Annotated in this window: 8 protein-coding genes; 7 read left to right on the plus strand and 1 reads right to left on the minus strand. The window is 35.8% G+C overall.

What is annotated here, in order from left to right; genetic code table 11:
- Positions 1 to 377: 377 nt before the first annotated feature.
- Complete coding sequence (locus JIG41_RS11575; protein WP_199524769.1) at positions 378 to 2159, minus strand: AAA family ATPase; 1782 nt, start codon at positions 2157 to 2159, stop codon at positions 378 to 380.
- 183 nt (positions 2160 to 2342) lie between these two features.
- Here JIG41_RS11575 and JIG41_RS11580 point away from each other — a divergent pair, with 183 nt between their 5' ends.
- The 7 genes from JIG41_RS11580 to JIG41_RS11610 all read left to right on the plus strand — a co-directional run bounded on the left by JIG41_RS11580 (position 2343) and on the right by JIG41_RS11610 (position 9494).
- Entirely contained in the window at positions 2343 to 2645 is a 303-nt protein-coding gene (locus JIG41_RS11580; protein ID WP_199524770.1) for a helix-turn-helix domain-containing protein, read from the plus strand.
- 3 nt (positions 2646 to 2648) lie between these two features.
- Positions 2649 to 3821, plus strand: a complete 1173-nt coding sequence (locus JIG41_RS11585) for a HEPN domain-containing protein (RefSeq protein ID WP_199524771.1) — start codon at positions 2649 to 2651, stop codon at positions 3819 to 3821.
- 64 nt (positions 3822 to 3885) lie between these two features.
- Positions 3886 to 5061 carry a TniQ family protein gene (locus JIG41_RS11590; RefSeq protein ID WP_199524772.1) on the plus strand — a complete coding sequence of 392 codons (1176 nt, stop codon included), beginning with the start codon at positions 3886 to 3888 and terminating at the stop codon, positions 5059 to 5061.
- 3 nt (positions 5062 to 5064) lie between these two features.
- The gene (locus JIG41_RS11595; protein ID WP_199524773.1) at positions 5065 to 7119 is read left to right on the plus strand and encodes a type I-F CRISPR-associated protein Csy2; all 2055 of its coding nucleotides are present in this window, start codon (positions 5065 to 5067) and stop codon (positions 7117 to 7119) included.
- The gene (gene csy3, locus JIG41_RS11600) at positions 7119 to 8147 is read left to right on the plus strand and encodes a type I-F CRISPR-associated protein Csy3 (protein ID WP_199524774.1); all 1029 of its coding nucleotides are present in this window, start codon (positions 7119 to 7121) and stop codon (positions 8145 to 8147) included. The genes JIG41_RS11595 and csy3 overlap by 1 nt, the downstream gene beginning before the upstream one ends.
- Entirely contained in the window at positions 8144 to 8743 is a 600-nt protein-coding gene (gene cas6f, locus JIG41_RS11605; protein WP_199524775.1) for a type I-F CRISPR-associated endoribonuclease Cas6/Csy4, read from the plus strand. Before csy3 ends, cas6f begins: the two co-directional genes overlap by 4 nt.
- A 307-nt stretch (positions 8744 to 9050) precedes the next feature.
- On the plus strand, positions 9051 to 9494 hold the full coding sequence (locus JIG41_RS11610; RefSeq protein WP_062566912.1) for an MbcA/ParS/Xre antitoxin family protein: 444 nt from the start codon (positions 9051 to 9053) through the stop codon (positions 9492 to 9494).
- Positions 9495 to 9986 lie beyond the last annotated feature (492 nt).

A 9986-nucleotide genomic window follows, 5' to 3' on the forward strand; every position in this document is an offset into this window, starting at 1 on the left:
AAATGCGCGTGATTACAATCGCCAACTGGTTGAAGCGATGATCAAAGTGAAGGCGCTAAATAAGATCAACACCCTTGGTCTGCCTAAATATCAGTAAGTTAAGTGAGTTTATTAGAGAGCTGCATTTGATCAACAAGGCCTCTGGGCAATAAAACTCAGCTAGGCTGGGTACTTGTTTATAAATTTTATCAATAATTCGACATAACTCTGAAGCGCCGCAGAAAGTTAATTCAATTAAACTCTCTTCTGAAAAAAGTGCTTCAATTTTATTTTTATGCTCTAAATCAACTGTATTGAAATACTTTTTAAATTTAGGCAATAGAGACTTTGATATAACTTGCTTCTTATAACGAGCTAGAAAATTATCATCAGTAATTTCATTTATTTTTATCATTTTCGTCCATAAAATATGCTTTCACTTTTTCATCAGGAATGAGATTTATAAGGTATTTACTATAGTTAGATAATTCCCCCTGCTTTAATTCTTGATAAAATCGTAGTATTTCGTTTCTTGATATTTCACCAAATGTAGAGTCTAAGTGCATACCGTTAAGGTACAAATCGTTAATCCTAGTCCCGAAGCCGTTTGATTTCTCTTGAGTTATTTTGTTATCAATCTTATTAATGGAAACTATATCATCGGGTAAGAAATCACTTAGTATAATTGGGGAATGTGTAGTTAAGATGGTGTTTATATTTGCCCGATTAAATCTGTTTTTATTTTCGAAATGGTTAAGTATATCAATAACTTCACTGACTATCTTTCTTTGCCATTCAGGATGAAGGTAAGCATCTATTTCATCTATAAGTAATTGGATATTTGAATAGCCTTGTGAAATTAGCTGGTCGATGCCAGAGAAAATACGAGATTGTAGCTTTAATCTAGCTTCTTCACCTGAGCTAAGAGCGTACCAACCATATGTAAAGTTATCTGCGGTAAAATAATTTAGTTTGTTAAATTTTTCAGAGATGTCGGCTATTAGTTGGCTATCCTTAAGATCGAAAGTAATGTATTTGCTATCAAAGTTAATATTTACATCGTTATCTAGTAATAATTGAGTCATTTCTTCTAGTTCATTTCTAAAATTTTCGGACTCATAAACTACATCTTCAACAGCTTCACTATTATCGAGTAGGTTATTTTCATCAATATGATGCTTAATAATCTCAGGTACTTTCACATTTGAATGTGAAGCTTGGAAAATGATATTTATATAAAACCACGCCCTATCACTTGGCCCACTTATTTTTAAAGAGGCTTTTTTTAAGAAATCACTTATCAAATGGTTGTATATATGCCAAAATGCATCATCGCTGTGCATCTCATACTTTGTTCCTAATGACATGTACTTGGTTAAAGATTTTTTTATTACCGTCCCAGTTATTAGGTGCTCTCTAGAAATATTATTTATCGAGAATTTTACCTCATTATTTGACAAGACATTTTCTTGGCTATTTTTAGTTTCCTCAATTACTAAATGATAGAAATCTCGATTTTTCATTAATGTAGAAACGTTATCACTAGTTAGCTTATTTACTGCTTGTTCAAGGTAATTTTTACTTGAGGGGTAAATGTGGAACCTAAATGATAAAGGTGTTCCAACTACTTTTTGTTGATAGTTGATATATTCAGCATACTTTAATTCCCTAGCAACCTCAGCCATAAGAATTTTTTTCTTTGCTACTCTTTTCTCAAGAAATTTATTTGAAGATAACTTTAGTACATTCTTTTTTTCTTTACTGCGTTCATCAAAAGCAAATTTATTTAAGTCAAAAAGATTGGTTATAAAAAGTAGGCTGGTTCTATTGTTTGGCTCATACTCATTAATAGGGCTGCCATTAAGGAAAACTTCTGATAAAGAGTTGTTTTTTACATAATACTTCGAGTCAACGTCATTCCAAAAAACAGCTGTACCAATTCCTACAATTTCACTAAAAGCCCCTTCAATGAACTCTAAGATTGATGTTTTACCTGCCCCATTTTTACCTATTATTAGTTTTATATTTTGTCCACGATAATATTTTTCTTTAAATTTACAATGCTGTTTTTTTACACGAATGTGAGGCCTATTGAAATCACAGATGAAGCTTTGATTCAGGTTAACGAAGAGATCTTTGATACCTTTATATTCATCAATGTATATACAAACAAGTTCCATATGAGAAGGCTACAATTTTTTATGATAGGCATAGATTGCTAGATCCCAAGCATTTTTTAAAGAAGAAAAATGAAAAAGTGAGATTTAAGTATAAATTCAGGTAAAACTAAAATATCCTTAGTACACTTATGGGTTTGATACTAAGAGAATCTTAGCAAGATATAATTTACAGCTAAGGTTCATATGGAAACTCCAACACCTTCACGCCTAAAATCTGCAAGAAAAGCAGCAGGCCTTACTCAGCAACAGCTAGGTATGGCATTAGGAATGGAGCCAAACACGGCTAGTGCTCGCATGAACCAATATGAAAAAGGCAAACATGCCCCTGACTTTTTAACCATGAAACGCATAGCTAAAGAACTAGATGTGCCAGTTGCTTATTTCTATTGTGAAGAAGATATTCTCGCTGAACTTATTTTGGAGTTGGGTAAGTTAGATACTCTTCAACTAGAGCGAAAGTTACAAGAATTCATGCAAGAACAGTGATCTATGAACACACAGCAACAGAATGCGTTAGTTAATTTAAACGAGATGGATTTAAGTACAAGTGCTAACGATCCAAATTGCTGTAATGATTTAAAAGTCGCTGCTAAGGTATTTGAGACTGAATTTCCTAGTTTGAGCCAACAAGAGATTGAATATGTTATCCATCAGACCTTAGTGCAATGTAGGGAAAAGAGCACTTTTGAGCATGAGAATAGGGTCAAATATGCAGGTAAATTAAAAAGGCTGGTTAACACTGCGCTACAGCGCTTACAATCTGAATCTCCTCAATTTGCATTAATACCAATTCATTCAGCGTTTGGTGATTACAAGCCGGACTCAGAGTTAGTTAAAGTAATTAGCACGGACATATACCCAGAACTTAATGAAGACTATTTTGAGAAAAATCTAATTAATAAGTTTTTAGTTATTCCAAATTTTCATCGACTTGGGGTAGATAAGTTCGCTGATTGGCACAAGTTCTCATTAACATGTTTCAAAGGACTAATAAGAATATTTGCTATAAATATGAATCATTCTGGTTTCAAGCAGGTTATTTTTGAAAACTTGCATGAAGCAGGGTTGGGAACGCGAAATAATAATTCATTTATTGTTACGTCAAGGGAAGCGTTACCGTGTTTCGATTTCAGCTGTAAATTGTCTGGAATTCCTTTTTTGGTAGATGAAATTGAGGATCATAACTTTTCACAAATTATCGAGTCGCTCACTTCACAAGAGTTTTCTAAAGGAACTATCGGGTTACGTGCTGCCATAGCATTAATGCACTTTAATGAAGCTGTAGAAAGCTCTAACAAGCTAACTAAGGTAATCAGTTTGTGTTCTGCAATAGAAACAATGTGTGGCGCTTTTATAAAGACGGAAGAATGTGAGACATGTAAATCTATTAAATTTAGTGAAAAGCTGTATGAATTTTTAGACAATATTGTTTTCAAGGGTTACGGAACCAAAATTTTAAATGATGAGGCTGCAAAGAAGACCTTTAAGGCAATGTACAGTTTAAGATCTAAAATTGTACATGGCTCTATTGATAGCAATCAACTTTCTAATCTTGATGATCAATTTAAACAAGCATTAAAGTTTGTTTCCAAAACACTATTTGTACTGTTAGCTAGGCTTTGTACTACAGGCTTTGAGAAAAAAGTTAAGAATAAACGATAAAAGTTTGACTGACAGTAAAAGCTAACCTAAACCTAAACTAAGATTTTCTTAGTTTAGGTTGGCGATGCAATTTTTAGTTCAAACAAAACCTTATTTTGATGAAGCGCTTGAAAGCTATTTGCTAAGGCTTGCTAGGGATAACTCATACGATGGCTATAGTGAGCTTGCTGATATTTTATGGCAATGGCTTGTAGAGCAAGATCATGAGCTCGAAGGTGCATTGCCGTTAGAGCTAAACAAGGTTGATGTTTATCATGCTAGACAAGCAAGTAGCTTTAGAATAAGAGCGCTCAAGGTAGTAGCCCAATTAGCAGATGTTAATGCTGGTGACATTCTTGAGCTTGCATGTCGGCGCAGCAACTTTAAATTTGGCAACCTAGCAGCAGTAAGCCGTAATGAACTGACTATTCCTCTTGAACTACTTCGTACTGATAACATACCTGTTTGCATTGAGTGCTTAGCTGAATCTTCATATATTCCTTTTTATTGGCATTTAAAGCCCTATAAAGCGTGTCATAAGCATAAAACTCAATTAACTACACGTTGTAAGGAAGGCCATCACTTAATTGATTACAGAGCTTCTGAGGCGTTTTTAGAGTGTAGTTGTGGTTGTAAACTAACCAATAGTGAACAGTTAACCGATGCAGACTTTAAAATTGCATCTGCGCTTGCAAGTAATAACGGCGATAAAATAGTGGGGTTGATATCGTGGTTTGCAAAGGTTAAGCAACTTGATGTATGCGGTGCAGACTTTAACTGTGTTTTTGTTGATTACTTTAGTACTTGGCCTGATGGCTTTACCGCTGAATTAGATTTACTCACAAATAATGCGCGGCTCAAACAACTTAACCCTTTTAATAAAACTAAGTTTAACTCTGTCTATGGTAATGTGATCCGTGATGGTCAAATTGCTGCAACAAGTAACCGTAAAAACAAAGTACTTGATGAGATTATTAATTACTTTGTCGGATTAGTTGATAGTAATCCTAAAGCTAAACATCCAAATATAGCAGACTTATTGCTTTGTACTTTTGATGCCGCAGTATTGTTAAACACCACTAAAGAGCAGGTTTACAGGCTTCATCAAGAAGGCTTTTTAAACTGTGCTTATCCACAAAAAAAGCACGAACAGCTCAGAGCTGATAGCCATGTTTTTTATCTACGCCAAGTTATTGAACTACAGCAAGCATTTGCAGCTGAAAAACCTCAAACAAAAAAACAATTTATAGCGCCGTGGTAATTTATGAACTTACAAGATGCATTTGCAATTGAATCACTAAAAGAAAAAACCACAACACTTAGAAAATTGTTTGCACCATATACACCTCATGTTGCGGTAGATGGCCTTGAAGAACAAGTGCTGACTGTGCTCATTAACCTAGTTTATAAGCGAAGTGAAATTGATGATTTAACAAGTGTAAGAGCCGCTAAAAGTGTATTACGTGATGAAGTGCTACTTAGTAAGTGCATTAACGAGGTTAAATGGTTTCATACTCATAATTTAAAATACCCCGATATACGAGTAAGCCATCAACGTTTAATTAGTGAAGTGGCTAGTGAAGATATTGCGGGTATTTGTAGCCGGTCATTATCTTTAAGTTTTGGCTGGTCGCACAACAGTGCTGAAATTAATCATGCAAAGCTATTTTTAACCTCATTTATTTGGCAAGGTGAAGTGACTTGTTTAGCAAAGTTATTAATAGCTGAAGAGCCTGTTTGGATTAATTTAATCAGAGCATACGGGTACACAAAAAAGGCGGTTTTAGACATCGTGGGTAAAATAAAACAACAATTGCCTGTGGCAGAGCTCCCATTGGAAGTAAGCTCTTTTTCAATACAATTACAAATGCCATATCTGCAATGCTACCTTGCGGTTACGCCTGTAGTAAGTCACGCAATGCTATCTAAAATTCAGCAACTCACTACAGAAGAGCGTAAATTAAACTCTGGATTAGTTGAGCACTCAAGGCCAGCCAATGTAGGCGATTTAGCAAGCTCAGTTGGCGGGAATATAAGAGTGTTGCGCTACTTTCCTAAAACAAATTCAAAAGCTATTAACCGCTCTAAAGTAGTCAATAATGATATTGAGAAAACATTTAAAATTCGTGCGCTATTAAGCAGTCAATTTCAACAGGCGCTTTTGGTGTTGGTAGGCATTAAACAGTTTAATACGTTAAGGCAAAAACGATTAGCGCGAGTAGCGGCTATTAGGCAAGTACGTGTTAGCTTGCAGTTATGGCTTGATAACATTCTTGAAGCTAAAAATATCGCGCAAAACCAAGCTTACCCTGAGTGGGCAAAGTATTACTTAGATCAGAGTATTACTAACTGTATTAGCCAATTTAGTAACATATTAAATGAAAGCCTCAGTTCTTTGAGCAAATTTAAACGCTTTGCGTATCACCCTAACTTAATGGGGCTGTTTAAAGCGCAATTAAACTATGTATTCACTCACTGTGCAGCTGAAGAAGAAACATTAAATGATAAGCAGATAGTGTATGTACATTGCCAAGATATGCGAGTGTTTGATGCTGAGGCAATGGCTAATCCGTATATTCAAGGTATGCCGTCACTTACTGCTTTAAATGGGCTTGCCCATAACCTTGAGCGTAAGCTAAAAAACTTTATAGACCCTTCGATTAAGTGTATTGGCAGTGCCATTTACATTGAAAACTATCAATTACATACAGGTAAACCATTACCTGAGCCAAGCAAGTTAAAACAAGTTGCAGGGCGTAGTCATGTAATAAGATCAGGAATTATCGATAAACCTAAATGTGACATAACACTCGATTTAGTATTTAGGCTTTTCGTACCAAATGAAGAGATACTTAATAAGTTAAATAGCCAGCTTATAAAGCCCGCACTACCATCTACGTATGCGGGCGGGGCTATGCATCCACCTTCGTTATATCAAAATATAGACTGGTGCCGTTTATATACTAAGCCTAGTGAGCTGTTTAAAGATTTAAAGGCAAAACCGTCAAATGGCAGTTGGTTGTACCCTTCAAAAAAAGTAGTCAAAAGTTTTGAACAATTGATAGATGCCCTTAATGGGAACTTTAATTTAAGACCTGCTGCAATTGGCTTTGCTGCGCTTGAAGAACCCGTAAAGCGAGATGCAACATTACATGAATATCATTGTTATGCAGAGCCCGTAATTGGGCTTTTGGAGTGTGTTAGCAATACATCAGTAAAATACGCAGGCGCTAAGCAGTTCTTTCATGACGCATTTTGGGTTATGGATGTTCAAAAAGAGTCTATGCTTATGAAAAAGTCTAAGTTTGAGTATGAGTAATGCAATTACCTCGGCACTTAAGTTACACGCGTTCGCTCTCACCCAGTAAAGCGGTGTTTTTTTATAAAACACCAGAGTCTGATTTTGAACCGCTGCAAATAGAGCAAAATAAATTAGTTGGGCAAAAGTCAGGGTTTGGTGATGCGTATCAAAAGCAAAATGAGGCTAAAAATTTAGCGCCACAAGATCTTGCTTTTGGGAACCCACAAACAATTGATGTGTGCTACGTGCCTCCAACAGTAAATGAGCTATTTTGCCGTTTTTCACTCAGGGTTGAGGCTAATAGCACTGAGCCACATGTTTGTGATGACTCTAAAGTTATTTATTGGTTAAAACGCTTTTTTGAAACCTACAAAAAATACAATGGTCTTAATGAAGTTGCTACTCGTTACGCTAAAAATATACTGATGGGCAACTGGCTTTGGCGCAATCGTCAATCACCGAATGTTGATATTGAGGTACTTACTGAACATGCAGCACCGATCATCGTTGAAGGTGCACAAAAGCTAAAATGGCAAGGCAATTGGCAACATAATCAAACGGCACTAATAACATTGTCAGAAGCTATTCGAGAAGGGCTTAGCAACCCTCAAAATTATTGTTATTTAGATATAACCGCAAAAATTAAAAATGCATTTAGCCAAGAGGTTCATCCTAGTCAAAAGTTTGTAGATTCTGTTGAACAAGGCATGTCATCTAAGCAACTTGCATATACTCAAGTGGGTGAAAAAAAAGCAGCAAGTTTAAACTCACAAAAAGTAGGGGCTGCGATTCAAACTATCGATGATTGGTATGAGGAAGGTTACAAACCTTTACGAACTCACGAGTATGGCGCAGATAAGCAAATATTAGTTGCACACAGAACACCTAAGAGCCATTCAGACTTTTATTCATTACTCCCGCACATTGCTTTGCATATTAAACACATGGAAAAGCATGGTTTAGAGCAGAGTGAAGAATCAGATGCAGTTCACTTTATTGCGGCAGTGTTGATTAAAGGTGGCTTGTTCCAAAGGAGCAAAGTTTGAAGCGCTATTATTTTACCATTACCTATTTACCCAAAAATTGTGATGTAAGCCTTCTTGCAGGCCGTTGCATTGGCATTTTGCATGGGTTTATGAGTTCACGTGAAATTAGTAATATAGGTGTGTGTTTTCCTAAATGGAACGATCAAAACATAGGCGAGCAAATTTCGTTTGTATCGACAGATAAAAAGCAATTAACCAACTTATCTCAGCAAAGCTATTTTGAGATGATGGCTCATGACAAGTTATTTTACTTATCAAAAATACTCGAAGTACCAATAAACCAAAGTGATGTAATGTTTGTTCGCAACCAATCAATAGCTAAAGTCTTTGTTGGTGAAAAGCAAAGGCGGTTAAAACGCGCTAAAAAGCGAGCTGAAGCGAGAGGCGAAGTTTACACTCCTGAATATAAATTTGAGGCAAAGGACATTGGTCACTTTCACTCAATACCTGTATCAAGCAAAGGAAACGGGAATAATTTTATACTTCATATACAAAAAATTGAAAAAGCTGAACCCATGCATAATCACTTTAACAATTATGGCTTTGCTACTAACCAAGAATTCCAAGGAACAGTTCCAAATTTAATCCCCTTTTAATTTTTCAGTTAAGTGAATTGTCTGAAAATCAGAGGGCTAAGATATTTATCTAGAAAGAAGGTAAATTCTAAAAAAGTTAAGTAAGTATTTGGCATAAATAGGAATTATTACTATTGTTTATAGTGTACTGCCGAGTAGGCAGCTGAGAAATCAGTCAGGGTTTTGGATCTGGGAAGATAAAGGTGTACTGCCGAGTAGGCAGCTGAGAAAAGGCCGGGAAGTTAGCAATCACAGCTGATAACAATGAACTGCCGAAAAGGCAGACTTATGAAATTCTTTAGTCAATTTTTACGTAAGTGAGTTCTAGATGAATGTCCTTCAAAGAGCTGAAAATAGATTTGACTTTCTATCTATCGTGTCCGAAGAGAAAGTTACGAAGTCTTCAGATCCACTTTCCGAAATTGATTTTATTCATAATGGTGTTACCAAAGCAGGTGTTTTAGCGCTTGCTGAAACGTTGCATTGGGATAAAAAGCTTATCGCAGAGAATTTAGATATAACTGTGCATTTTTTAATGCGAAACAAATCTAAACGATTAAACAAGCACCTTAGCGAAAATGTACTCGATATAGCAAGGTTAGCACAATTTGGTGTTGAGTATTTTGATAATATTGACAGTTTCAACTACTGGCTAGATAACCCTTCAATAGAGCTAAATGGTGATTCACCTCGCAACTACATGAATTCAATTCTAGGTCGTTTATTAATAAAGAAAACAGTAAATAAACTACGATACGGATATACAGTATAACCAAACGCTCAGAAAGGGAAATGGGTCTCGCGCCTTGCTTTTAGTATTTTACTTTTGAACCTCTGTCAGTAATATTTAGGTCAACCTAAGCGAAGAAAGAACTAAAGACACTAAATACCAAGCGGAAATATTCACTAATTTACGCAGAGTGGCTTATTTGAAATGTTTTTGGATTCAGCACTAAATGTTTGATCTTTAGTGGCTGTATTATATTAAAAATGAACTGATACTTAGTTTGCTACCCTCCAAAAGTTCATCAGAAAGAGAGGTGGCTCTATTTTACCAACTTATAGAGTAGGCTTGTTTTAACTTCGACACTTGCTAAAGAGAAAGCAATGCTCTAACTCATAATTGTCGGATAGACGACACCTGTTACCAAGTGTCGCCCTCCTAAGAACCGTACGTGCAACTTTCACTGCATACGGCTCAAGCCTTCACGAAGGCACCTAATTGGTACCCAGCAACTTATAAAGCAGAGAGATTAGGTTCATT

The organism is Pseudoalteromonas sp. bablab_jr011 (genome assembly GCF_016464045.1).
Lineage (GTDB): Bacteria > Pseudomonadota > Gammaproteobacteria > Enterobacterales > Alteromonadaceae > Pseudoalteromonas > Pseudoalteromonas lipolytica.